The sequence below is a fragment of the Rhizobium brockwellii genome, from assembly GCF_000769405.2.
In the GTDB taxonomy this organism is placed as follows: domain Bacteria; phylum Pseudomonadota; class Alphaproteobacteria; order Rhizobiales; family Rhizobiaceae; genus Rhizobium; species Rhizobium brockwellii.
Genome location: NZ_CP053439.1, coordinates 3301564 through 3327012 on the forward strand (window position 1 = coordinate 3301564; position 25449 = coordinate 3327012).

The 25449-nt window shown below is 56.4% G+C and carries 22 protein-coding genes; 13 read left to right on the forward strand and 9 right to left on the reverse strand.

Translation table 11 applies throughout. The annotated features are described in order from the left end of the window. Positions 1 to 31 precede the first annotated feature (31 nt). From RLCC275e_RS16435 to RLCC275e_RS16485, 11 genes are all read left to right on the forward strand, one after another. The gene (locus tag RLCC275e_RS16435) at positions 32 to 1183 is read left to right on the forward strand and encodes a glycosyltransferase (protein ID WP_003561850.1); all 1152 of its coding nucleotides are present in this window, start codon (positions 32 to 34) and stop codon (positions 1181 to 1183) included. Beyond that, the gene (locus RLCC275e_RS16440; RefSeq protein ID WP_003561851.1) at positions 1183 to 1689 is read left to right on the forward strand and encodes an acyltransferase; all 507 of its coding nucleotides are present in this window, start codon (positions 1183 to 1185) and stop codon (positions 1687 to 1689) included. Before RLCC275e_RS16435 ends, RLCC275e_RS16440 begins: the two co-directional genes overlap by 1 nt. Further along, a complete protein-coding gene (pssM, locus tag RLCC275e_RS16445; protein ID WP_033180055.1) occupies positions 1686 to 2588 on the forward strand; it encodes an exopolysaccharide glucosyl ketal-pyruvate-transferase in 903 nt (300 codons plus the stop codon). The genes RLCC275e_RS16440 and pssM overlap by 4 nt, the downstream gene beginning before the upstream one ends. Positions 2589 to 2739: 151 nt before the next feature. Further along, complete coding sequence (locus RLCC275e_RS16450; RefSeq protein ID WP_003561854.1) at positions 2740 to 4242, forward strand: lipopolysaccharide biosynthesis protein; 1503 nt, start codon at positions 2740 to 2742, stop codon at positions 4240 to 4242. 31 nt (positions 4243 to 4273) lie between these two features. Further along, positions 4274 to 5278: a polysaccharide pyruvyl transferase family protein gene (locus RLCC275e_RS16455; protein WP_003561855.1), complete on the forward strand. Its 1005-nt coding sequence runs from the start codon at positions 4274 to 4276 to the stop codon at positions 5276 to 5278. 39 nt (positions 5279 to 5317) lie between these two features. After that, entirely contained in the window at positions 5318 to 6139 is an 822-nt protein-coding gene (locus tag RLCC275e_RS16460) for a hypothetical protein (RefSeq protein ID WP_033180054.1), read from the forward strand. Positions 6140 to 6222: 83 nt separating this feature from the next. Then, entirely contained in the window at positions 6223 to 7167 is a 945-nt protein-coding gene (locus tag RLCC275e_RS16465; RefSeq protein WP_033180053.1) for a glycosyltransferase family 2 protein, read from the forward strand. A 24-nt stretch (positions 7168 to 7191) separates the two neighbouring features. Continuing rightward, a complete protein-coding gene (locus tag RLCC275e_RS16470; RefSeq protein ID WP_033180052.1) occupies positions 7192 to 8076 on the forward strand; it encodes a glycosyltransferase family 2 protein in 885 nt (294 codons plus the stop codon). Continuing rightward, a complete protein-coding gene (locus RLCC275e_RS16475) occupies positions 8073 to 9053 on the forward strand; it encodes a glycosyltransferase family A protein (protein ID WP_130707841.1) in 981 nt (326 codons plus the stop codon). The genes RLCC275e_RS16470 and RLCC275e_RS16475 overlap by 4 nt, the downstream gene beginning before the upstream one ends. A gap of 210 nt (positions 9054 to 9263) precedes the next feature. Continuing rightward, on the forward strand, positions 9264 to 9722 hold the full coding sequence (locus RLCC275e_RS16480; RefSeq protein WP_033180050.1) for a glycosyltransferase family protein: 459 nt from the start codon (positions 9264 to 9266) through the stop codon (positions 9720 to 9722). Next, the gene (locus RLCC275e_RS16485; protein WP_033180049.1) at positions 9719 to 10195 is read left to right on the forward strand and encodes a glycosyltransferase; all 477 of its coding nucleotides are present in this window, start codon (positions 9719 to 9721) and stop codon (positions 10193 to 10195) included. The genes RLCC275e_RS16480 and RLCC275e_RS16485 overlap by 4 nt, the downstream gene beginning before the upstream one ends. A gap of 44 nt (positions 10196 to 10239) precedes the next feature. Here RLCC275e_RS16485 and RLCC275e_RS16490 read toward each other — a convergent pair whose 3' ends face one another. From RLCC275e_RS16490 to RLCC275e_RS16505, 4 genes are all read right to left on the reverse strand, one after another. Then, the gene (locus RLCC275e_RS16490) at positions 10240 to 10935 is read right to left on the reverse strand and encodes an SGNH/GDSL hydrolase family protein (protein WP_033180048.1); all 696 of its coding nucleotides are present in this window, start codon (positions 10933 to 10935) and stop codon (positions 10240 to 10242) included. A 144-nt stretch (positions 10936 to 11079) separates the two neighbouring features. Further along, positions 11080 to 12387 (reverse strand): HlyD family type I secretion periplasmic adaptor subunit, encoded by a 1308-nt coding sequence (locus tag RLCC275e_RS16495; RefSeq protein ID WP_033180047.1) that lies wholly within the window; start codon positions 12385 to 12387, stop codon positions 11080 to 11082. Positions 12388 to 12402: 15 nt separating this feature from the next. After that, positions 12403 to 14169 carry a type I secretion system permease/ATPase gene (locus RLCC275e_RS16500; protein ID WP_033180046.1) on the reverse strand — a complete coding sequence of 589 codons (1767 nt, stop codon included), beginning with the start codon at positions 14167 to 14169 and terminating at the stop codon, positions 12403 to 12405. Between the two features lie 488 nt (positions 14170 to 14657). Then, positions 14658 to 16262 (reverse strand): right-handed parallel beta-helix repeat-containing protein, encoded by a 1605-nt coding sequence (locus RLCC275e_RS16505; RefSeq protein ID WP_033180045.1) that lies wholly within the window; start codon positions 16260 to 16262, stop codon positions 14658 to 14660. 685 nt (positions 16263 to 16947) lie between these two features. Between RLCC275e_RS16505 and rapA2 the strand changes: the two genes are divergently transcribed. Beyond that, positions 16948 to 17646: a calcium-binding lectin RapA2 gene (rapA2, locus tag RLCC275e_RS16510; protein WP_033180044.1), complete on the forward strand. Its 699-nt coding sequence runs from the start codon at positions 16948 to 16950 to the stop codon at positions 17644 to 17646. Between the two features lie 145 nt (positions 17647 to 17791). On the opposite strand, the gene RLCC275e_RS16515 is transcribed toward rapA2, so the two are convergent. The 5 genes from RLCC275e_RS16515 to RLCC275e_RS16535 all read right to left on the reverse strand — a co-directional run bounded on the left by RLCC275e_RS16515 (position 17792) and on the right by RLCC275e_RS16535 (position 24531). Next, positions 17792 to 18496: a hypothetical protein gene (locus RLCC275e_RS16515; RefSeq protein ID WP_033180043.1), complete on the reverse strand. Its 705-nt coding sequence runs from the start codon at positions 18494 to 18496 to the stop codon at positions 17792 to 17794. After that, positions 18496 to 20772, reverse strand: a complete 2277-nt coding sequence (locus tag RLCC275e_RS16520) for a polysaccharide biosynthesis tyrosine autokinase (protein WP_033180042.1) — start codon at positions 20770 to 20772, stop codon at positions 18496 to 18498. The genes RLCC275e_RS16515 and RLCC275e_RS16520 overlap by 1 nt, the downstream gene beginning before the upstream one ends. 51 nt (positions 20773 to 20823) lie before the next feature. Next, complete coding sequence (locus RLCC275e_RS16525) at positions 20824 to 21522, reverse strand: hypothetical protein (RefSeq protein ID WP_033180654.1); 699 nt, start codon at positions 21520 to 21522, stop codon at positions 20824 to 20826. Positions 21523 to 21594: 72 nt separating this feature from the next. Then, complete coding sequence (locus RLCC275e_RS16530) at positions 21595 to 22806, reverse strand: polysaccharide biosynthesis/export family protein (protein ID WP_050516792.1); 1212 nt, start codon at positions 22804 to 22806, stop codon at positions 21595 to 21597. Positions 22807 to 23106: 300 nt separating this feature from the next. Then, positions 23107 to 24531, reverse strand: a complete 1425-nt coding sequence (locus tag RLCC275e_RS16535; RefSeq protein ID WP_033180040.1) for an O-antigen ligase family protein — start codon at positions 24529 to 24531, stop codon at positions 23107 to 23109. A 308-nt stretch (positions 24532 to 24839) separates the two neighbouring features. Between RLCC275e_RS16535 and RLCC275e_RS16540 the strand changes: the two genes are divergently transcribed. Then, on the forward strand, positions 24840 to 25439 hold the full coding sequence (locus RLCC275e_RS16540) for a transglutaminase-like cysteine peptidase (protein ID WP_033180039.1): 600 nt from the start codon (positions 24840 to 24842) through the stop codon (positions 25437 to 25439). Positions 25440 to 25449 lie beyond the last annotated feature (10 nt).

Consider the following 25449-nt stretch of genomic DNA (forward strand, 5'->3'; position numbering starts at 1 on the left):
TGCACAAGACAACGGAGACGCGAACAGATTCATGAAAAAAGCCGTTATTTATGTGGAAAAATTTTTGCCTGCCAGCCAGGCATTTGTTCTCAACCAGGCGGTAGCGTTTCGTTCTTTCGAAGCTGAAATTCTTGCCGGCTCGCGAATTTCTTCGGCGCATACTAAAAAATCCACTGTTCCGGTTCATGACATCCGTCGGTCTCCCATTGCGCGGGCCGGTGAACTGCTCCTGAAAATCCCGCAGATCGGCCTTCCCTTCCTCTTTCCTGCGATCGGCAAAGCCGATCTCGTTCACGCCCATTTTGGCAAGAACGGATATGTCATCGGCCCGCTGGCCCGGGCCGCCGGCAAGCCGCTGATCACGACGTTTCACGGCTTTGACGCCACCTATCGTGGCGATCCGAAAAAGCCGGGCGGCTTCAATCAGGTGCGTTTCTTCGCCAAAGGCCGAAGCGAGATGGCCGGCTGGAACAGTTGGAACATCGCCGTTTCCGATTTCATCCGCGACCGGCTGCTGGCACTCGGCTTTCCAGCCGAACGCGTCTATCGCCATCATATCGGCATCGATCTCGATCTCTTCAAAATGGAGCCTCGTCCGCGAAAAAAAGGGCGCGTGGTTTCAATTGCCCGCTTCGTCGACTATAAGGGCCATCGTTTCATGATCGATGCGCTTTCACGTGTGGCCGCCGCCGGCACTCCGGTTGAATTCGTCATGGTCGGCCAGGGTCCCTTGAAGGAGGAAATCGAAGCACTGGCGCGTCGTTCCTTGCCAAGCGTCACGATCCATGAAAATCTGTCGCAGACTGAGATAAGAGATCTGCTCGCCAGTGCGGAGCTTTATCTCCATGGAAGCGTGACCCTCGACAATGGTCACGCCGAAGCTTTCGGCCTCGCAAATCTCGAGGCGGAAGCCGTCGGTACTCCGGTTGTCGCATTTCGCTCGGGAGGCGTCGGCGAAGCGATCGAAGAGGGGAAAACTGGTTATCTCGTGGAGGAGCGGGATGTCGCAGGAATGGCGGAGGCGGTCGGAAGACTGCTCAACGACCAGGCTCTGTGGACAGCCTTTAGCGCGCGGGCACCGCTTCTGGTGGCCGAACGCTTCGACTTACGTCGTCAGACGGGGACGCTCGAGGACTATTACAGTTCCGTGCTAGACGAATTTTCCAGCCGGGGTCGGACTTGATGGTGCAGACAGGAAAAAAGCCGAAGTGGGGACTGAATGTATTTCGGCCACTGCGCAACGGATTTGTGAAGGCCAAGTGGCTCTACTATACGAAATTCTGGGGAATGGACATCGATCCGACGGCCAGCTTTTCCTTGAGCGTGCGCTTCGACAAGACCAACCCGAAGGGATTGCATATCGGCGCGGAAACTTACGTCGCCTTTGAGGCGGCGATTCTGACCCACGATCTCACGCGCGGGCTCTATCTTCACACGAGGATCGGCAAGCGCTGCTTCATCGGCGCCCGAAGCATCATTCTGCCCGGCGTCGAGATCGGCGACGAATGCGTCATCGGCTCGGGCTCGGTGGTGACCAAGAGCGTGCCGCCGCGCTCGCTCGTCGCTGGCAATCCGGCAAAGATAATCCGCAGCGACATCAAGATCATTTCGCGTTACGGACGCATGGCACGCGAAGACGAGACGGTCTCGCAGATCGTCACGCACTTGCCGACTGGAGAAGCACGATGAAGATGTTTGCCTACCGGGGGAAACACGAGAATTTTGGCGACGAACTGAACCATTGGCTTTGGGAGCGCCTGCTGCCCGGCTTCTTCGACGACGACGAAAGCCAACTCTTTCTCGGCATCGGTTCGATCCTCTACGACAATTTCGACCCGAACATGCAGAAGATTGTCTTCGGCTCGGGCTATGGCGGCTACACCAACCCGCCGAAGGTCGATCGCAACTGGACGTTCTATTTCGTGCGCGGAAAGAAGACTGCCGAAGTCCTCGGCATCGATCCGAGCTACGCCATCGGCGATTCGGGTATCCTCACGCGCAGCTGCTGGGATGCAAAAAGCATCGAGAAGCGTTACCCGGTCTCTTTCATGCCGCATTACGAAAGCGCCATGTATGGCAGTTGGGATAAGGCCTGTGAGCTCGCAGGGATTCACTATATCGATCCGCGCTGGTCTGTGGAAAAGGTTCTGACCGAAATCAGCGCATCGCATAAAGTGGTCTCCGAGGCGATGCATGGCTGCATTATCTCAGACGCGCTGCGCGTCCCCTGGCGGGCTATCCGGCCGATCGCGCCGGGGAATCGAGCCAAGTGGTACGATTGGGCAAGTGCGCTTGATCTCGAGATCGACTTCGACGCGATTGGCCCGTCAAACCTCGTCGAAGCAGGCGCGTCACTGGTACGGAAAAACACCTACCTTTTGAAGAACATAACGTTCCGCCACCGCCGCATCCGTCAGCTCACTGGCAATTACGTCTTCGGGTCGACGGTCAAGACGCTGCAGCGGGTGGCGCAGAAACCAGGACAGCTGAGTTCCGACGAGTCCATGGTCAATGCACACAACAGAATGCTGCTGGAGCTGGATCGGCTGAAGCAGGATTTTTCCAAGAAAACGGCAAGCGTCCTGTGATGCTGCAAACCGGATTCGTGACGAGGCGATAAGGCATGATCCTTTCTAACTCCACCGACGCTCCCTCCTACGGCAAGGGGGACAAGCACTTTGGATGGGCGCTCGGCCCGCTTAAACGGTTAGTATCCTTGACGTGCGGAGCCGTTCGACCATGAGCAGTGTTACCGATCGACTGATTCAAGGCAGCATGTGGCTGAGTCTATCCCGCGCCATCGTCAACGGGCTCTCGGCGCTCAGCACCTTCGTTCTCGCCTGGTACCTCGCACCGGCCGACTTCGGTCTCGTTGCCATTGCAACGACGATCCAGGTCATCTTGAGCTCCGTCACCGAACTCTCACTCAACCAGGCGCTCATTCGTCACGAGGCGCCGAGCGAGGTTCATTTCAGTGCGGTTTGGACGTTGAGCGTCACAAGAAGTGCGATCTTGGCGTTGCTGTTTGCCGCCAGTGCCTATCCAATTGCCGAATTTTATAACGAGCCCCGGCTGACAAGCGTCATGCTTGCTTTGAGTTTCAGCTTGCTCCTGAGCGGCTTGGCCAATCCGCGTCGCGTCATGCTCCAGCGTGATCTGATCTTCTGGCAAGAATTCGTTCTCAACGTATCGCAAAAGCTGGTTGGCTTTGTCGTGACGGTGGCAATCGCTGCCATCTACCAGAGCTACTGGGCTCTCGTCCTTGGTACCCTCGCCTATCAGATTACCAATATCATCGTTTCCTACACCGTCTTGCCATTCTGGCCACGGGTGACCTTCCGGCATGCACGAGAATTGTTTTCGTTCTCGCTCTGGCTGACGGCCGGACAGATCGTCAACACGCTGAACTGGCGGGTCGAGTATCTGTTAATTGGCAAGATGCTGGGCGCCACGCAGCTCGGCCATTATACCGTCGGCAACACCCTTTCGACTCTGCCGACGCGCGAGGCGACGGCGCCGTTGAACCAGACGATTTACCCGGGCTTTTCGAAAGTCCGCAACGACCCGGTCCGGCTTGTCGCCGCCTATCAGCGTGCACAGGCGCTTTTGGCGGCGGTGGCGCTTCCGGCCGGAATCGGGATGGCAGTCGTAGCTGATCCGATGATGCGGCTTGCCTTGGGGGAAAAGTGGGTTCCCGCCATCTTCATCGTACAGGCACTCGCATCGGTCTTCGCTCTGCAGACCCTCGGTTCGCTCGTCCAACCGCTGGGCATGGCAAAGGGCCATACCAAGATGCTGTTCATCCGCGACACGCAGATGCTGGTGGTCCGCGTGCCCATCATCATCGCCGGTCTGATGATGGCCGGGCTTCCGGGCGTCGTTTATGCCCGCGTGTTGACGGGTCTGATTTCCACAGTAGTCAACATGCTCCTCGTCAAGCGCTTGATCAATCTGCCATTCTTCCAGCAGCTCGCGGCAAACTTCCGCGCGCTTGCCAGCGTTGCCTTGATGGCTGCCGGCGTCTGGGGATTGTCGCATCTTCTGAACACCCCTACCGACAAGCTGGCGCTGGCACTCCACCTGGCCATCCTCGTCGTCACCGGCGGCATTCTCTATCTCGGTTCCAGCTTTGTCCTTTGGCTCGCTATGAAGAAGCCAAATGGCCCGGAAACCGAAGTTCAGCGTATCTTTGTCAAGTTCCTGTCAAAAGCCAAACGTATGGCCGTACCCAAGTCGGCCTAAAAGCTAAACGAACATCAACAAGCGAGGCAGAATGACCAGCCAATCCAGAACGGAGCTGATCGCAAAACTTAATGGTATGATCCACGATTGCCTGAAAGACTATGTCTCACGCGATGAACCGCTTGCGATCCTCGATTTTCCCGACATCCGCAATTGCGGCGACTCCGCAATCTGGCTGGGTGAAATGGCCTATCTGAAGGATCGCTTCGGCAAACGCCCGGACTATGTTTCGAGAACGGCGGACTTTTCTGCAGATGAGCTGAAAAAGCGCGTGCCGACCGGTCCGATTTTCATTCACGGCGGCGGCAATTTCGGCGACATCTGGGTTTCCCACCAGGATTTCCGCGAAGCCATCATGGAGCGTTTCCCGGATCGGCAGATCGTCCAGTTCCCCCAGTCTATCCACTACAGTTCACCTGAGCGCATCGAGCAATCCGCACGCGCAATCGCGCGTCATAAGAATTTCGTGCTGCTCGTCCGCGACGAGGAATCGAAGGAATTTTCCGAGAAGCACTTCGACTGCACCGTACGGCTATGCCCCGACATGGCCTTCGCCATCGGGCCGCTGCCGGACAGGGCAACGCAAATTTCCGTCCTCGCCATGCTGCGAGAGGATGCGGAACGGGTTGGCGGCACCGATCGCAAGATCCCTTCTGATATTCCTGTGGAGGACTGGATCACCGAGTCGAAACGCAAGGTTGATATCGCCAAGAAATTGGGGGCAGCTTCGGCTTTCCTGGCACTGAAGCCGAGCGAAGTAGCATTGCGCAAGCTGGACGCGGCAGCGCACAACCGCTTCGAGCGCGGCATTAGCCAGATTTCACGCGCCCGCGCCATCGTCACCGATCGCCTGCACGTTCATATCTGCTCACTGCTGCTTGGTCGGCCGCATGCCGTATTGGACAACAGCTACGGAAAGATCCGCCGCTTCATGAATGCCTTCTCCGGCGGGACGGACCTTTCTTATAAGGCAACATCGCTTGAAGATGGAATAGAATGGGCGCGTCACCAGGCCGGGCAAGGAGCTCGCGGATGACGGAGACGCTGCGCGCTTGCAGGATCAGGAGGTAATCCGATGACCCTTGTCACCTTCATTATCCCGGTCAGACATCAGGACAATGCCCGCGACTGGAGCAGGCTGAAGGCAAATCTGACCCAGACCGTGGCCTCAATTTCCAACCAGACCAATGGGGACTGGCGTGGCATCATCGTGGCCAACGAAGGCGCCGATCTGCCAGACCTGCCGGAGAAATTCTCTGCTGTGCGTGTCACCTTTCCGCCGAACGACCTGCATGAGCTTGGAAAGGGCAGCAAGGAAGACTTCCTTGATGCCTTCCGGGCAGACAAAGGCCGTCGCGTTCTAAGTGGCATGTTGACCGCCACCGACAGCCGCTTCTTCATGATTGTCGATGACGACGATTTCGTCAGCTCTCGGATCGTTCAACACGTGTCAGAGAATCGGGACGCCAACGGATGGACGATCGACCATGGTTATATCTGGGACGATGGCGGTAGTTTCCTGTTTGGCCACGACGACTTCAGCCATCTTTGCGGTACCTCGTTGATTATTCGCGCCGATCTCTACGAACTGCCGACCCGGTTTGAAGACGCTTCGCTCGACTGGATCAAGTCGATGCTGGGCAGCCATGTCCGCATAGCGAATATTCTTGCGCAACGGGGAGCGCCGCTCACGCAGCTTCCCTTTCGCGGGGCGGTCTATCGGGTCGCCCATGGCGGATCGCATAGTCAGGCACCGAGCCTGCTGCGGCAGTATTTCCTCAACCGCGGCGTACTCACCAAACCGCGGCGGTGGTTGCGCAATCTTCGTAAGCTGAGGGTAGTCGGTGAGGGGCACAGGCGCGAGTTTTTCGGCAAGACGCGGTCGAACCCCGCGTAAGAGCCGATCTCGTTCGAACATCGCACAGGCAGTCAAAATATGAAGCTTTTCTCTTTCGACTTCACCAAGAGGGTTGGTAACTGATGTCGGATCTATTGGTCAGCGTGCTCTTTTCATCCTACAATGGCGCCAGCCGCCGGCTGCGCCATACTTTGGATTCCTTGGTGCGCCAGGACCTTCCCCATGATCGATGGGAATTGATTGCTGTCGACAACAATAGCAATGACGATACGTTTGAACTTTTGAACTCGTACAGCGAGAAGCTTCCCATCACCGTCCTGCAGCAGCGCAAGCCCGGAAAATCCGGCGCGCTGAATTTTGCTTTGGATCGGGTCAAGGGCGATCTCATCGTCTTTACGGACGACGACATCCGCGCAGAACCCAACTGGCTGCAGGCGATCGTCGACTGCGCCATCACCCATCCGGGTTATGGCGTGTTCGGAGGCAGAATCGTCCCCGATTGGGAAAAGGAGCCGAAGGGCCGCTTTATCGATTGGATTCCCATGGGCTCCACGTTTGCGATCGTCGACGAAACGCAAAGCGGACCGTGTGACCCGACGAAAGTCTGGGGTCCCAACACGATCATTCGGCGAGAGTTGCTCGGAACAAGCGTCCGCTACCGGGAAGATATCGGCCCTCTTCCAGGAAAGATATTTGCCATGGGCGAAGATGCGGAAATCATCATTCGTCTGGCGGCAAATGGCGCCAAATCCTATCGATGCGCAGAGGCCGTGGTTCATCACTGGATACCGGCATCAAGTGTCACCGAGGATTGGGTGCAGAAACGAGGCGAACGGCTTGGCTATGGCATGCCGGCGCTCTTCCCTGACGAAATACCTGGAGGGGTGAGGCTGAGCGGAGTTCCGCTACCGATCTGGATCGAAAGCGCACAGTGGGCATTTCGGGCAGCCATGCTTTATCTCTTGCCGCAATCGAAGAAGCGTTTCTGGGCTATCTGGAAATATTACTACATGCGTGGATATCGTGCTGGAATTCGCCGATATGCGCCCCAGACACTTGCGCGGTGATCGATTGGCCCAGGAGGCAGTAATTTGAAACTCTCGGTGCTAGTCAACAATTTCAATTATGGTCACTTTTTGCGTCCATGCATCGACAGCGTTTTGTCGCAGGCCTATCCCGACTTCGAAGTGGTGGTGGTCGACGACGGATCGACGGACGATTCCCGCGAGATCCTTACCTCCTACGGGGAGCAGATCCTGACGGTATTGAAGGAAAATGGTGGTCAGGCCTCAAGCTTCAATGCGGGTTTTGCGGCCGCAAGCGGCGATATCCTCTTTCTCCTCGATGCCGATGATGCATTTTTGCCGGGCAAGCTCGCTCGTATCGCCGAGATCTACGATCGCAACGAGATCGACTGGTGCTTCGATCGGGTGACGACCGAGGAAAGCGACCAGCCTCCTGCAGAGCTGCAAGTGACGCAGTTCGACAAGCGGGACACGCTTCGAAGGGGTGGCTTTCCCTCGCTTCCGGTTCCGACATCGGGCCTGAGCTTCCGCCGCAATCTGCTGTCCCAGATACTGCCGATGTCCGTCGCGACAGACGTCGTCCTCAGCGACAATTATATCAAGTTTGCCGCTGCCTTTCTCGGCCGCGGCGCGATCGTCGAAACACCCCTGACGTTTCAGCGCATTCATGAGTCGAACCGCTACACCGGCACAAGCAGGGCAAAGACGCTGCGCCCGCGGATCATGATCGCGACAGGGCTAGAACTGGCACGCCGCTATGATGGGCTGCAGGCACTCGGCAAGAGCCTGGTGGCCGGCGGAATTGCCGAAACGACATCGTTGCTGAAGCTGCGGGGCGAAGCTCGCAATACGGTGGCCGGCGGTCCGTTCGGCGATGCTGCCGCGACCGAAGTGGCCTTGATGGCGGCGCGCAAGCGTTTGGGAAATATGCTGCGGAGAGGACAGTCATGAATCAGCAGGAGACTTTTCCGCATTCATCCGTGGGCACGGAAGCAAGCGCCGTACCGTTGAAGATCGCCGTCGGTGTGCTGACCTATCGGCGCCTCGACGGGATCGCCAAGTTGCTTGACGTCATGACGCGCCAGGTCAGGCACCCGGCCCGCCCCTATCATCTCACCATGGTGATCGTGGATAATGATGCGGCCGGCAGCGCAAGAGCTACGGTAGAGAGCTTTGGCCAAACAGGTGCCTACGACCTGATCTACGTCATCGAACAAAACCAGGGCATACCCTTTGCACGCAATCGTGCACTGGATTCGGCACCTCCAGGCACCGACCTCTTCTGCTTTCTCGACGATGACGAATGGCCGGTCGACGGCTGGCTGGATGCGATGCTGGAGACACGGGAGAAAACTCGCGCCGATTGCGTCTATGGCCCCGTCCAACCGGTCTATCCCGAAAACCCGCCGGAATATTTCATCAAGGCACGGGTGTTCGAGCGCAAGAAGAACAAGGACGGTCAATCCATTTCTTATGCGGCATCGAACAACGTCATGTTCGACTATCCCCTGATCCGCTCATGGAATCTGCGTTTTGAAGAGAAGATGCGCTTCACCGGGGGCACGGATTACCTTTTCTTCAACCAAGCCATCCGCCGTGGCATGCAGGTCTTCTGGGCTGACAAGGCGCTTGTCCATGATATCGTTCCGGCTAGCCGGATGACCTGGAAATGGGTATTGCAAAGACAATACCGGCTCGGCAATACCTTCGCAGTCAGCGAGGTCCTGCATGGCAACCTCAAGCGCCGGATCTATCGCGGCGCCTATGGCACCACGAGAGTTGTGCTTGGGCTCGTCATGCTACCCTCGATCTTGATTTCACCCTATTGGGGCATGCGAGCCCTCACCCACGTTTTACGCGGCGCGGGCATGGTTAATGGGATTCTCGGACATGCATACCAGGAGTACAAGCCCAATGCCGCTCTCTGATATTGTTTGCGCACGCGCCCTTGGAAGAGTTCTGACCCGTATTATGTTCCAGCTGAAACATCACAAGTGATTGGCTGTCCATGAACTTCAAGGCTTCAATCAACCGGGCCAAAAATGGTACACTTCTATTGAACTATCGTGACACAATCGCTGTTCGAACAGAACGGCTTTCGCCTTTATGCATCGGTCAAATATGGGAGATGCCTGTCTATGACTGAGAAAAAATTGAAGGTTCTCGCTGCCTCGTCGGGAGGCGGCCACTGGGAACAGCTGATGGCCATGCGCGGCGCATTCGAGGGCTGCGATATCGTCTTTGCAACGACCATCCCGGGACTGCTTGCAAAATACGACATTCGGGGGGGACTAGTGCTTCCCGATTGCAGCCGCGACTCGATTACCATGTCGATCCGGTGCTTTTTCACCGCCTTCTCCATCGTCATCAAGCAGAGGCCGGATGTCATCATCTCGACCGGTGCCGCACCCGGCCTTTTTTGCCTGCTGGCCGGCAAATTGACGGGCAAGCGGACGATCTGGATCGATAGCGTCGCCAATGTCGAGAAGCTATCCCTATCGGGTAAATTGGCCGGCCATATTGCGACGCTCTGGCTCACGCAGTGGCAGCATCTTTCACGGCCGGATGGCCCCCATTACGCAGGAGCTGTCCTTTGATCCTTGTCACCGTCGGAACGCAGCTGCCGTTTGATCGCCTCGTCAAATCCGTCGACACCTTCGCAAACGAACTGTCGAAACCAGTTCTGGCGCAGATCGGCAAGGGCACCTACACGCCACAGAACATGAAATGGATCAAGAATATCGAGCCCAAAGACTTTGATAACGTCTTTCGCGATGCAAGTGTCATCGTCTCTCATGCGGGAATTGGCACTGTGCTTACGGCCAAGCGTTTTGGGAAGCCGATCATTCTCGTTCCCCGACTGGCGGCTCTCGGCGAACACCGAAACGATCATCAGCTCGCCACGGTGAGCCAGCTCGTGGGCCGGCCGGGCATCTATGTCGCAAACACCGATGACGATCTCCGGAACTATCTGCTCGAAGAGCTGGATAGCCCATCTCACGAAGATTCGTCGGAAGCCGGTCGGGCTTCACTGGTCACCTACCTGAAAAACTATATTATGACAGTCTGACCCCCAAGAGCCGTCATAGACTTTTGACGCTTACGAGCAAATTTTCATTCTCCGCAATCGTTGCCGGCGATACGTTTGACGAGTTCAGGCGCGATGATTTTGGAGGCCATGTCGGGCTGAGGATGCACGCCATCAGGAATCGCCGTGGCCAGATCATCCGGCGTAAGACGCTCCCAGTTGGGCCGGTGGTCGACAAACTCCAGACCACGTTTTTTCGCCTCTGCCTGATGGGCTGAGACATAGCTGTCGGCGAAGGGGCGGATTAGCCCACGCAATCCTGAAAACGGATTCATGGCCATGACAATGATCCGCGCCTGCGGCAGGCGCTGCCGGAGCTGGTCGAGGATATCGCCGATATTCTTTCGGCTTTGCGCAAGCGACACGAACCGATGCAATGTCGCATCGTTGGCGTAGAGTTCAATCAGGATGATATCCGGCTGCGCGGCAATGACGCGATCAACTTGGGTTAGGGCCCATAGTGACGTCTCGCCGCTCTTTGCAACGCTCTCGACGTTCACGGGCCTTTGCAGGCAGGCTGAAAGCCCTGTCTCGAGAGCGGACTGCCATCCCCCGCGGGCAGTCAAGGATGTCCCGAATGCCACTATTTTCAGCGGCTGAAGACTATCGGCTTGGCCGCTTTTGACCGCTGAAAACATCACCAGACACGCCAGAAACAGAACCAATCCATAAGCCGGTCGCCTCGCAGTCGGCACGGCTCGCCAAGGCAGCAAACACATCATGGGGAGACCTTGCAGCAGGCTTGAGACAGTTTCGTGAAATGGCCGATCATGCCCCTTAGAGCAAGGCGAAACTATCCAACCTCACCTTGGCGGATGGCTGCTTTTGGGACGTCGAGGGTATTAACGACGTGAAACCGCCGCCAATCACTCCTGGCGAAATACGTGCTGCATCTGATCGGTCAGCGGCTTCGTCAGATAGGATATCACGGTCCGATCGCCGATCTTGATGAAGACCTCCGCCGGCATGCCGGGATAGAGCTTTATCGTCTTCATCCTGGCAATGCTTTCAGCCTTCGGCTTGACGCGCAGGGGATAGTAGCTGATGCCCGTGCGCTCATCCTTGACGATATCAGGCGCGATCGAGGTAATCTCCCCGGCCACATCAGGCGTCGTGCGTTGATCGAAAGCGCTGAAACGCACATCGACCGACTGGCCGACATGAACCTGGTCAATATCGCGGGTGGCGACTTTCGCCTCGACCATGAGTTCGTTATTTTCGGGAACGACGAGCATCAGCGTCTGGCCGGGATCGATGACGCCATTGACGGTGTGAACCGAAAGTTCGTGAACGCGCCCAGTCAGCGGCGCGGTAATATCGAGACGGCGCAATTGATCGAGCGCGGTTTCGCGACGCTCTTCATATTCTGCGGTCTGCGCCTCGACGTCGGTCAAGTCCTTGGCGATCTCGGATCGGCGATCCTCATCGAGCTGGATCGACTGCCGATCGATCTCGATAGCTTTACCTTCGGCCTCGGCCTTTGCTGCGATTTCCTGGCCACTGTTGCCCTGGAGATCGGCGCGTGCCCGCTTCAGCGTATTCAGACGCTGAAGCGTTACAAGCCCCTTTTTGTAGAGCGTATCAATGCCTTGAAGCTCCTGCTCGATTAGCCCCAGGGAATCATTGGTTGCGTTGATCTGGACGACCAATCCCTTGATCTGTTCGCCAAGCTGATCCTTGCGTGATGCCAACTGGCTCTTCATGCCGATAAGCGCAGACCTGCGGCTGTCGAACAGCTTCTGCTCGCCATCGAGGAGCTTCGCCGCAGAGGTACTGGACGTCAGGCCGGCGATATTCTCCTCGACCTCGAAGGACTCCGCGCCGATTCGCTCCGCCTTCAGGCGGGCGCGGCGCGCATAAAGCTGAGCGAGCGTGCTTTCGACAATCGAGAGGTTCGCTCTTGTCGTCGTCCCATCGAGCCGTATCAGCACCTGCCCTGCCGTCACATGGTCATTTTCGGAGACCAGCAATTCCGACACGATACCGCCTGTCAGGTGCTGGACCTTCTTGACATCGCCGTCGACGACGATCACGCCCTCGCCGATGACTGCGCTCGAAAGCTCTGTCGTCGCCGCCCAACCGCCAATGCCGCATACGAGGGCTATCGACAACACACCGACAACGGCAACATGCCGATTGAGGGAGCGTTTCGATTCACTGATAACTTTATTCACAATCTTCCCTCTGGCCTATTCGGCCGCATTCATGCCGTCGACCACGACTTTAAGCTGAGCCACGCGCTCGGCAATCGGCGTGCGCGCCGCTTCCGGCCGGCTGACTCTTGCCAGAACTTCTTCTTTGGGACCGAACGCGATCATGCGGCCATCCTGCATCATCAGCACGAAGTCGCAGACCGCCAGAACGCCGGACCGATGTGCGATGACAACGACAATGCCGCCTCGCGCCCGCACGCTCATGATCGCGGCACTCAGCGCCCGCTCGCCTTCCTCGTCGAGATTGGAGTTCGGTTCGTCGAGCACGACGAGGAACGGTTCGCCGTAAAGCGCTCTTGCAAGCGCGATACGCTGCCTCTGGCCGGCTGAAAGCGCGGCACCACCTTCGCCGATTTCGGTCTCATAACCGTTCGGCAGACGAAGAATGAGATCGTGAACACGCGCCGCCTTCGCTGCGGCAACCACCGTCTCTGGCGACATTTCCTTCGCGAAACGGCAGATATTCTGCGCGACGGTCCCCGAGAAAAGCTCCACATCCTGCGGGAGATAACCAATATGCCGGCCAAGTGCGTCGCCGTCCCACTGGTCGAGTGCCGCGCCATCAAGGCGAATGGATCCTCTGACGGTCGGCCAGATGCCCATCATCGCCCGCGCCAGCGACGACTTACCCGAGGCACTGTAACCAATGACCCCAAGCGCGCTCCCCGCCCGTAAGCCGAAGCTGACATCGGAGATGACCAGGCGCTGGCCCGCTGGCGGTCCGCTTGCCAAGCCCTCGACGGTGACTTGCTTAGTGGGAGCCGCGAGCGCAAGGGGGGCTGGAATCTCAGGAATGGTTTTCAGCAGGCTCGAAAGCCGCGCCCAGCTCTGTTGGGCAGAAACGAAACCACGCCAATTTCCGATCGCCGCTTCGACAGGCGCCAGGGCGCGAGAGGTCAATATCGAGCCGGCGATGATAATTCCCGAAGAGGCCTGTCCTTGGATGACCAGAATTGCGCCGGTCGCGAGTGTTCCCGATTGCAACGCAATACGGAAAATCTTCGATAAGGTGGCATACCCATTGCCGACATCAGATGCCTGCCGGGTGATCGTCCGGTATTCACTGTTCTTGCGGTCCCAGATCTCGGCCATCGTACCCGCCATGCCCATGGCGTGAATGACCTCGGAATTGCGGATGGAGGTCTGCGCAAAGGCATTTCGCATATTGGCGGAGTCGGACTGCCTTTTTGAGAGCGTACGCGTTCCCTGATTGGTCATGAACGTCAGGATGGCGAGAACCAGCGATCCACCGATCGCGATATATCCGATCGCCGGATGAAAGAGGAAGCAGATCACGATATAAAACGGCAACCAGGGCAGATCGAACATCGCCGTCGGGCCCATGCCGGACAGGAAGGTTCTGATCTGGTCGAAGTCGCGCAGCGGCTGAAGCCCGTCGCCGCCGATTTTGACCTTCAACGGAGCCTTGATCAGCGCCCGGAACACACGTCCGTTCACCATCTCGTCAAGCGCACCGGCAACACGCACGAGCATCCTGCTTCGCAGAACCTCGAACGCTCCTTGAAAGACATAAAGCATTAACGCAAGTATTGCCAGGACCGCCAGCGAGGGTATGCTTTTGCTGGGGATGACCCGGTCATACACCTCAAGCATAAAAAATGAACTTGTAAGATAGAGGATGTTGATAAGCGCGCTTGCTATTCCAATGAAGACAAGCCCCCCCTTGCATTTCCTCAATGCTTTGGATGGCTCGCTGACATCAGCTGCTGAACTCTGAAACACGAAGTAATCCCTCTCTTACCGCATGGCGCACAGGCAAACATGCCAGCGTACCGCAGCTACCGGTCCATCAAGCCCGATCAATGACACAGCCGCATTTGGATCGTCGGCACCGGCGCCCATCCTCCGCTTGCAAACTCACTACTTATTATATGAATCCCACCAAAAAATGACCAAATAAAATCCCAATTTATAGCGCGCAATTTCAGGGGTTCTAGCGTAACGCTACGCTAAATATACGGGCCTAAGCAAGTGAAAATCGCAAAGCGCCCAATAACGGTTCAAAGGGATGGCCGCGCCATATGCATAAACCTGATGTGTACTCGGACGTTAACTATATATTCAGTCTATAGTTCACCCTGAAGATGAACGGTTGAAATATTCTGTCAACGGACATTCCCAGTTCCACCGTCGGCGAGCCGCCATGCATCGAGCTTTGACGTCGAGAAAAACGACTGCCAAAAGGCGGCCCTCCGACCTGACCCGCCGGCTCAGACCAGCACATGGGAGCCATGGAATGCATCCACGTTGATGGAGACACTCAACGAGTCCGTATCGATGTGCGAAGCACCGTCAGAGATCTTGTACTGGAAGGATTCGCTGACGTTACCGCTAATGCCGGCGAGTTTAGCCGCATCGACCGTATAGGTGTAGTCACCATCGCTGTCGACATGGATGACGCCGTATTTTCCGGTAAGCGTCAGGCCATGCTTATCCACCGCGCTATCACCGAAGCGGCGGAGCAGCACAGCCCCGTTGGAGGCACTGTCGTTTTCGAGAAGATTGCCATGATAGGCGCTGCCGGTGTCGGTCGAGATCTTCAGATTGTCATGGATTGCGACAATCTTCTGAACGACCGTTGCGGCATGAGTTTCGGTCGTAGGCGCCGGGGTACTTGTCTGCGGCTGCGCCGACACTTCCGAATGCTGCTCTGCGACCGATGCCGCAGGCGTCTGCTCATTGTTCGATGACGTATTGCTGTTCGTGCTGCCAGCGGCGCTGTCGAGCTCGGCCTGCGCTTGTTCGAGCGTTTTGTTTTCGCCGATGGAGAACGTGTTCTGAGCAGCAATTGCGGCCGGCATCGTCAGCGTCGATACCAGGCTGTCGATGATATTGTCATGGAAAGAACCTGATGCAGGCCTGTCAACCTTCAGCGCTGACGAGGATAGGTCGTCAAAGACATTGTCATGGATATCGATGTTCTCACGAATATAGTTGGGATTGCCGGCGGCGCTCACCAGGACGCCATACACGCCACCATGTACATAATTTCCGCTGATATCATAGTTCTTCGCGTTGCCCTGATCGCCAAGGCCGATGCCGTAGGACCAGCTATAGCCGCCGTACCCCGAGATATCGTTGTCGTGAATGGCGATATTCGTGCCCGCCTGAGCACTTAACCCAAAGCCGCCGCCGACCAGCGTATTGCCCTCGACCACCGCATTTACAGCACGGACCAGCACGAGGACACCCTTGGCGCTATTGGTCTCCGTCTGCTCCAGATGATTATCCTTGACCAGGATATTGGTGCTATCATTAAGCTGGATGGCGTCGGCTGCGCCACCTTGGCTGTTGGTGACGGTATTGTTGATCAGGGTGACACCGTTAACCTTATCCATCCAAATGCCATCGGCATGCACACCGGTCAGCTTGCTGTTCTCAATCGTAATATTCTGGCTGCTTTGGAAGCTGACCGAGCCGGGCTTTCCAGAAAGGCCCGTATTTGTCACCTCGACGTTGCGCACCGTCCAGTTCGACACATTCCCTGCATAAATCGCGTTGGCGCCGGTATCGGCGATCTTGATGTTCTCGATGACGATATTTGAAGCCTTGGAACCGTGGATGCCGTCATTGCTGCTATGAATGACCGGCGCATCGCCAACACCGTAACTGCCGATCGTGATCGGAGCGGCGACGCTGCCGGAGTATTTCAAATCGAACTGTTCGTTGAACACGCTTCCGGCAGCCAGGAGCACGCTATCGCCCGGATTGAGCTTGAGCGCCTCGACAGCGGAAAGTGTCGCGAAAGCCGATTGCTCGCTCACTCCACTGTTCTGATTGGATCCAGTTGCCGAATTTACATAGTAGACGGTCACGCCATGATCTCCCAAAGATACTGGAAAATCTTTACGCGCGGACCTCTCTCTGCCGGCTAAAATGGAACACTAAAATGCGTTCTATCTGGCGATAATTCTTACGTTCCCCAAAAATAACTTCATTTATCGAATGTTTCGCATTGCAAAAAAAGTTGCACTGCACAATTATGAGCAAGTTACCTGATATCGGCAGCAGCAACAAGATTACCTTCTAGAACACGCATCTTAATTTGTAAAAGTTGCGCCTCGAAAGAGGAGTTACTTGATAAACATATATTACAAGCGAGCAACATCAGTTACTTCGCCGAAAAGCATGAGATAGAGCGGACAACGAAACAAAACAGCGATATCGGGCCATAGCCCATAGTGATTATATCAACATCTCATCTGCACATCAGAACCTCAGCGTATTCTTATAAATTGCCCCTGAATAAACATTGTCCCGTTCCGAAGAAATGGGAATTAATATCTGTCGTTTGACAATTTCACTTATTATTAACGCAACAAACCATGGGCATTTCATTGTCTTATGCGAGTTGCAGGTGTGTCATTATTGTACAATACACCAGAAATGTTCATTTGCTATTAATTGCACCCTTGACTCTCTTTATTAAGATATCCTTAATCAGGTAGCTCGCTGAAGGTCAAAATTGACCTAGCAAAGAACTATTCAAGGAGAGAACTGATGGCTGTTCACGCAACCGACGATAGTGCAACATTCCTGGAAACCGCCGCCATTTCGGGAAATCTGCTTTCCAACGATTCATCCGATAACGGACACCTGTTCCTGCGCGCCTTCGATGGCGCGAGCGTTGGCGCCAAGAGCGGCAACAGCCAGATCACCGAGATCCAGGGCGACTACGGCACCTTCTTCGTCAAGCCCGACGGCAGCTACACCTATGTCTTGAGCGACGCTGCCAAGGTCGGCTTCACCAATGGTGAATTGCTCCAGGAGAAGGTTTCCTACAAGATCTCCGACGGCAGCGGTCATACCGATGTCGGCCTGTTCACCCTGAACATCCAGGGCGTAACCCAGGTAAAGCCGATCGCAGTCGACGACCACTACAGCTTCACCGAAGGCGACGCCATCGGTGGCAACGCCCTGGATAACGACATTGCCGGCGACAATGGTCATCTCTTCCTCCGCCAGTTCGCGAACACGCCCGTAAACGGCGACCCGAGCGCAACGACCGATGTCGCCGGCACGTATGGCACGTTCCATGTCAAGGCGGATGGAACATTCACTTATGATCTGGCAGTAGATGTCGCTCCGGGCGATCATGTCACGGAAACCATCCAGTTCTACAAGATCTCCGATGGCGAAGGCCACACCGACGTCGGCGTTCTGACACTCAACATCACTGGCGCGGACGCAGAAGTCTGATCGTCAATAGCCAATCAAAAACAACGCCCGCCGCGCAGATGGCGGGCGTTGTTTTGTGCAAGTTGAGTCGCGTCAAGAGAAAGAGCCGTAGGTGCTCAGCCTGGCAACGAGCTCGGAACTGTCTTTAAAAACCTGCCTCGACGATTTACTTGCTGCAACGCTGACGGAACCGCGCCGTCGCGGCCTCTCCGACGCTCGTCCAGCTTCGATCGAAGATTGGCCGAAGCTGAGGGCTGATCTCTTTTATCGTGGCATTCACCCTGCAACGATCGCCCCGTTTCAGCATGGTCATGAGATCGCTGTCGAGCGCGCGCGCTGCCGCGGCGAGTGTTGAATCGGTGAAATCGTTCCAGAAATAAAATCGCGTCAGGACCATCAGTTGGTCGTACGGCGCGAGCGCAACCGAACGCTTCATCATTCCCGCGATCGAGGCCGGCTCTTCCGAAATTGTCGACTGCACGGCCGCAAGACGAAGCCAAAAATTGCTGTTCGTCGGCATGCACGAAAGCGCATGCCGCAGATACTGGTGTGCACTCGAGGCCGCAGCGGCCCAGGCGTCGTAATTGACATTGACATTCTGCCGATCGAGTTGCGCCAGAACGAGGGTTACTCCAGCAGCCACAATGTCTGATCGACAATAATGTCCCTCAACGACGTCGACACTGCGCGACGCATATTTGGTCACGACATCGTCCGCAACGGTCTCGCCACGCTCGATCCTTTCGGCGACAATCGAGATGCTCGCCGTTCTTATCGAAGCGTACAGCTCTCGACCGGCAAGCACCACCAAGATGACGGTAACGATAACGAAAGCGATCCTGGTAATCGAAACGGACTGACTGCGGAACATCAGCTTTCGGTATAGTATCGCGAATAACGCTTATAATAATATTCGCTCGAACCGAATGTCCGATAGAGTTTCATCTGCGACGGGTCGACTTTGGTCAATATGGTACCGACGCATTTCGCATAGAGCTCCGGCTCGGACAGCAGGGTCGACTGCACGACCTTGCGCGATGTCTTTCCCCACTCGATAACGAAAACGACCGCATCGAGCTTCGAATTGATAGCGCGCGCATCCACGACCGGCGCCAAGGGTGGCAGGTCGACGATAATATAGTCGAAGCTTTGACGCGCCGTTTCAAGAAGCTGATCCATACCGCGTGACGCGAGCAGCTCCGACGAATGCGGAACACGATATCGTGCCACCGTCGGCAAAAATGCGAGCTTTGTTTTCGGATCGAGAAGGATCAGATCCTTGAGCGGACGGCTGTCGACGATCGCCTCGAGCAAGCCGGCCTCGGCATGGCGGCCGATCGCCCGGGTGGCACCGGGATTGCGCATATCGCCGTCGATAAGCAGGCAACGCGCGCCCTGCATTGCCAGGAGTTTTGCAAAATTGATGGAGGTCGTCGACTTCCCCTCGCCGGGCAAGCTCGACACGACGCCAATGACCTTGCAGCGCTGATCGGCAGCACTGAGGTCGATGGCAATCTTGGCGCTTCGAAGCGTCTCGGCAAATGCCGAGAGCGGATGCTCCTCGACATAGGTCGTGGTCTTCCCGCCCCTGGCGATGCTTCGCGGATTGCTGGGATCAACGAGCGTCGGATCGTCGACGTTATTCTCAACCAGCGGCATGACACCGAGAGACTCGACATCGAGCACCTCCCGGACATCGTCGCCGGTGCGGAAGAACCGGTCCCGGAATTCGCGGAAGGCAGCTACACCACTTCCAAATGCACATCCCACGAACATCGCGAAAGCAACGACGAGAGCTCTCTTCGGAGCGCTCGGCTTCGTCGGCGTCTCCGCCGTCGTGATGATGCGCGCAGCGGTAATCGGAAAGCTCTGCTGCTGAATTGCTTCCTGATAGCGCGTCAAGAAGCTCTGATAGAGATTCTTGTAGGTATCGCGCGTGCGCTCGAGCTCGCGAAGCTGCACCTGCGTTTCGCCAGCCGTTGCGGCAACGCCCGTCGCCTGCGCGACACTGTCACGCAAAGAATTTTCCCGCGACTTTGCGACCTGCAGCTCGCTTTGGTAGCTCTCGGCGATGCGGTTCAACTCATCGAACATGAGCCTTTTATATTCTTCCATTTCCGCACGAAGCCGAACCGCCTGGACGTGATCGGGGCCGAGCCGCGCCTCGATTTCGGTCTCGAGCTTGGAAGCCTCCAGATATTTCTTGCGCAGGTCGTTGGAAATGGAACTGTCGAGCACATCCGTGACGATCGCATCGGTCTGCTTGGCGTCGATGATCGACTTGACGCGCGCATACCGTGCCTCGGCCTTTGCCGTCTCGGCCTGCGCATTGATTAATTGGGTATTGATCTCGGAAAGCTGCTGCTCACTGATCAGCGTACCGGATCCGGCCTCGACAAGCCCATGCTCGCCGCGGAATTTCTGAACCGCAAGGTCGGTGTCCAGCGCCTGTTGCCGCAGTTCTTCGATACGCTCCTGCAGCCAAGCGCCGGCCCGGCGTGTCGCCTCATATTTCGAATTGAGCTTGTCGACCAGATAGACGTCGGCGATTGCAGCGGCGATATCACGGGCCAGATCCGGTGACTGCGCGGTATAGCTGACATCAAGGACGTAGGATTTGCCAACGCGTTCGACATCGATGTTGGCCGCGACAGTCTCGGCAGCGCCTCGCCGCCTCATTTCCGGATCAGGTGCGACGGCTGCGTCATCGGCAAACCACGACCGAAAATTCATAAAGGATTTCAACGTTGAGACAGAAAAAAGCGAGCTTTTCGGTCCCATGAACTCCGGATTGTCGACGAGTTTCAGCTTGTCGACAACAGCATAGGCGATGGTGTCGGACTTCAACAGCTCGACCTGACTGAGGACAGTACCTTCGTCATCGTCCATCTGGCCGAAAGCCGCCAGCTGGTTGATCACCTGACTATCGCTGCGGTCGATCAGCACGCTCGTGTCGGCGGTGTAGACAGGCACCGAAGTCAAGACATACACAATGCCGAGAATGGCAAAGGCGAAACCGCACGCCGCAACCATCCGCCACTGTCGGCGGGCGATTGCGATGAGCTTGTCGAAATCGATGAAATCAGCATCATTTCCGGTATCGCGGGAGGGGTCGATACGCGGCGTAAGTTTATCTGGCGATAGCAATTTCGATCTCCAACAAAGGCGTCAAGCGCTAAGATCTAAGGGCAATTCCAGCTATTGTATGACCGGGACACTCTGACTCGTCGACTCCGTCGGGTCGGTAGACGACTGGCCTCCCGCTCCGGTGCTGACGATCGTCGTCGTTGAATCATCCGAGCCGGCATTCGAAACCTTCAGCGTACCCGCAGTCGTCGCAGCGCCGTCGAACGGCGTACCATCGTCCGCTCCAGGCCCCGTTTGTCCAACTTGCCCGTCATTGCCGATGCCGGATGCGGCGGCGGCACTTGCACCCGGGCCGAGCGCCGCGGTCCCGCCTTCGGCAAGGACCTTTGCAAAGGCTGCAAGCAGCGGCGCCAGGTTCGGATCAGCGCTCGCCGCGTCGGCAACGGCCTTTTCGATCGCCAGCTTGAATTGCGGATCCGTCACCTGGCAGCTGTTTGCAGCCCGCCCGAGACCGGAGCCGATCGCCGCCATCTGTGCAACGTTAGCCTTCTTGGCCTGCTCGATCACCGGCAACAGCGCGTCATTGCTGCTTCCGACCAGCGCGCGAACACGCGAGGACAGAACCAACGGATCGGACATGTCGAGCAGTACGGCGGGGTTAGCCGTAAATCCACTGACATCGACGGAAGTCAGATTTGCCGGTCCTAGGCAGGCTGCCGCAAAGGCGCTTGAATTCATGCCGACAAACATCGCGACGGCAATTCCGCTATATGCAAGCTTACGATAAACAGCTGATCTTGCCACAACCACAATTTCCTTCATCAAATCCGCTATAGGTCGCCGGCATCGATCATTCAGATCGATGCCGGCGACCTATTTCAATCAATTTCCAAGATCCTGTACCGCGTTGCGGGTATCCTTCGCATCGTCGGTCACTCCGGAAACAGTGGATGATACCGAGTTCACGATGTCAAGGAACTTGACCAGTTCAACAGAGTCCGAATTGGAAATATAGATAATATCCTTGTCTTCCATCTTGAACTGCTGAACAGCAAACAAGGTTGCCGGGTCGCGCATATTCGCACGGATGATCACCGGAACCATTTCACCCGCAAATCTCGTCGTGTCCACGTGCATCGCTTGAACCGTTTTCTTCGGGACAAGACGATATAGCAGGACCTGAGCCGGATCGGCGCGGTCGTCACGCAGGCCGCCCGCCTTGGCGATTGCCTCTCCAAGGGTCAGGTTGGACTCTTCGAAATCGAAGCGGCCACTGGTGCCTGCGGCGCCGAGCATAAGAAAAGTACGGCGCTCATGATCGATCGAGATCGTATCATCCGGTGCGACATAGATATTTTCGGCCGGGTTCTTCAACAGCGTAGTGTAGGCGACGGTTGCCGTCTTGCCGCGGCGCTGCAGCGTCACATTCGTTTCGATATTGTTGGTCGTCAAACCGCCCGCGGCGGAAATGACATCGAGAACACGCTCACCCGCCGGGCTGATCTCAACGCGCTGCGGATTGTTGACATCGCCGAGGATGGCAACCTGACTGGAGCGGCTTGTCGTTGTCGTAATAACGACCTGCGGTTCGATCGCGCGGCTCGCCAGGCGATCCTCGACGTCCTGCTCTACGGTCTCCTTCAGGCGACCGGCAGCCGGAACCCGACCCGCATAGGGAATTGTGATCGTTCCGTTTCTATCGATGGTCTGCTCTGGCAGCGAGATGTAATTACCGGGTCGGCTACCTGCGTCCGATGGAATGAAGAGACCGCCGGACTGAGCTTCGAAGATGGCAACCGAAACGACATCGCCGTAACCGAGCGGAATTTCGGGCGCCCCGCCTCGACCACCACCAAAACCTTTGAACGAGGTCGGCTGGGGAGCGGTAAAATACGACAGGACGTTCTTGCTGAGATCAACCAGGGCGTAGTCGATACCGACGCGACGCTCCTTCGTTGTCACTTTCACCGCCGCATCTCGATCAACGTCTTTGTGATCGGGACCGGATCTTGGCAACGATGTGCAGCTTGCCAATATAGTCGTCAGCGCTACAACAATGGCTACACGTGTACTACCGATACGAGAACAACCCATAGAATACCCTGTGTTGACGCCCCTGAAGCTACTGCCCCGCGATCTGACAAAATACAAGACAATCCCCGATCAATAACACTGAAAGCCGATTAACATTCCCCTAACTGTGGCAGGCTGGCAACGCCGAGCCCCTTAGGAAGCGAAAAACGACTTCGGCCCGACTTTTCTTGCGTCGCAACAATCCCAACGCTGCACCCGCTATAAAATTTCTTGGGTTTCAGAGTCAACCGTTCGCACCTGCACAATGGACTTTAAATCGCTCTTTTCCGAAAATCTTATTAAAATCCATCCATTTAAACTTTACGTGGTTAACGGCCGCTCATATGCCATGTCCGCCTCTCCATTGCTGCGTCCGAGGCATATCGCGACAACCGCACTCAGGAAGGCGGAGTAAAACACAGCAAAACCCGGTATCTGCAGCGAAAAATCGACCGCCGCATGAAGGGCGACCAAAACGGTCGCCGCTAGGCCAAGAAGTACATAGTGCCTCAGACGCCGCCTTTGGGCGAGCCCGTACCAGAACGCTCTGGCAAGCACCGAGAAGGCAAGGACTGTCGCAATCGGGAACAATATTCCAAGGCCCAGAAATCCTTCGAGATAGAAATTATGCGCACGGTCGAAGACCCCGAAAATTCCGCAAGCCGGATCGCGGTAAGCGGAAAACACGGTCCGGAAGGTTCCGAGCCCCGTTCCCGTCAACCAATGATCCGATATGGCACGCCATATGCCGGGCAGGATGCAGAACCGATCATCATCCTCGAGCCGCCGCTCTTGCGCGCGCAAAATCGCCTGACCCGCAAACACCGTCAGCAGCACGACCACGAAAGCAATCGCCGAGAGGAGCTTCAGCATCGAACGCCATCTTGGCGCCGGTCTCAGATGACGCCTCGAGCCGTTCCAGTTGATGACAAGCCAGGGAAAATAGATGAGAGCGGCAACAAAGGTCGCAAATATCCCGGCGCGCGAGCGGCTCAGCATCAGCGCGGTGAAGCATGCGCATAAGAGCAAGATATAGATCCACGATCTCAAGAGAAGAGCGTTTCGACCCGGCTCGCCGGGCGGATACTTCGAATAGGCTCGGGTAATGTCCCTGACGAGGGTCAACATCAGCAGCGTTCCAAGCCCGAGGAAGGTCGCGGCGGTATTGCGGTTGACGAAGACCGCAGTCAGGCTGTCGAGGTAGGCGTGTTTTTCGACGACGATCAAAATTTTGGGAAACAGCAAAAACTGCATCAGGCCGAAAACAGCGACGATACCCGCCGTAAGCCCGAGCCCGGTGAGCACTTTCCTCGCGCGCTGATCGGTATCGCATAAGAGAAGCCCGGTCAGAAACGTGACGAAAGGCAGCGCGACCCAGAGGATCGACGCGAGCGTGTCGGCCGGTTCGACCGAAATCGCCGCGGACTGGGCACCCGCAAGGTCACGCGCAGCATTCCAGGCGGGATTCGCCAACCAATTGGCGGGCAGTTCGATGGTTTGGATGAACGCCCAGCCCGCCAGGACGACGAGTAGAAACAAAGCGATACTGAAAACCCATCTGCTTTGTCTCGGCTCTCTAAACAACAGTCCCGAAATGATGGCGAGGGCAAACATCCCGATCGCGGCGAAGGCGAAGGGAAAGGGTGTAACGCTCCCAAACGGTATGAGCGTCAATATAACGAGGCCGATGAAGGCAAAAAGCAAAACCTCTCGCAAGACCCGCTTATTGATGAGGTTGGAGAACATGTGAATTCGTTTACCAGAGTAGACGGCGACCAAAGCCATTGCAACCAGAGAGATTAATTTACTCGTACTAACATAAGTTGAACATCAAGCACTTGCGTGCTAAAGTGTAACAGAATTCCACATCGTTTAAAATTGTCGCGAAAGGTTTAAGCCAATCGAGACAAGGCCCGGCTATGCTCCTTCCAAGCAGCAGAAACGGGACAGATATTCTGTGCCCAATACTTGGCAGATTATCAGATCGCCATGCCATTGACCGAGAAGAAAGGCAAGCCTGATCTCAATCGGTTGTCCTGACGGGGATTTAAGAGATGAAGAAAACAGTCGTTACACTTCTGGCACTGGCCCTTACAGCAGGCAATGCGTGCTCGGCATTTGCCGCCGGTCCCGCGGGTTTTGCCCGCGGTCTGACCGGTAATTCGGCGGTCAGTTATATCTCTGAAAAAGGCAAGATCATTCCGCCTTTCGCCCAGGTACTGTTCTGTGCCCAGAATCCGACCGAATGCCGCGACAACAATGGTTTGGCGATCGTTGCGCTGACGGACAAGCAAATGCTGCAACTGAAGGATGTCAACACAGCCGTCAATCGTACGATGATCGGCCGGAACGACTCCCGCAACGAACTGAATGGCGACGTCTGGAAGGTGAATGTGCGTAGCGGCGACTGCGAAGATTTCGCGTTGACCAAGCGCAGCCGGCTGATCGCGATGGGCTGGTCGTCGCGCGCTTTGCGGATCGCAACGGCCTATACGCCCTCCGGTGAAGGACATGCGGTCCTCGTCGTCAGAACCGACAAGGGCGATCTCGTCCTCGACAACCGGAAAAGCAGCATCAAGAACTGGCGCGATACCGATCTGCGCTGGGACAAGATTCAATCGGGAACAGACCCCTACGTCTGGTACCGGCTATAACAGCCGAGCC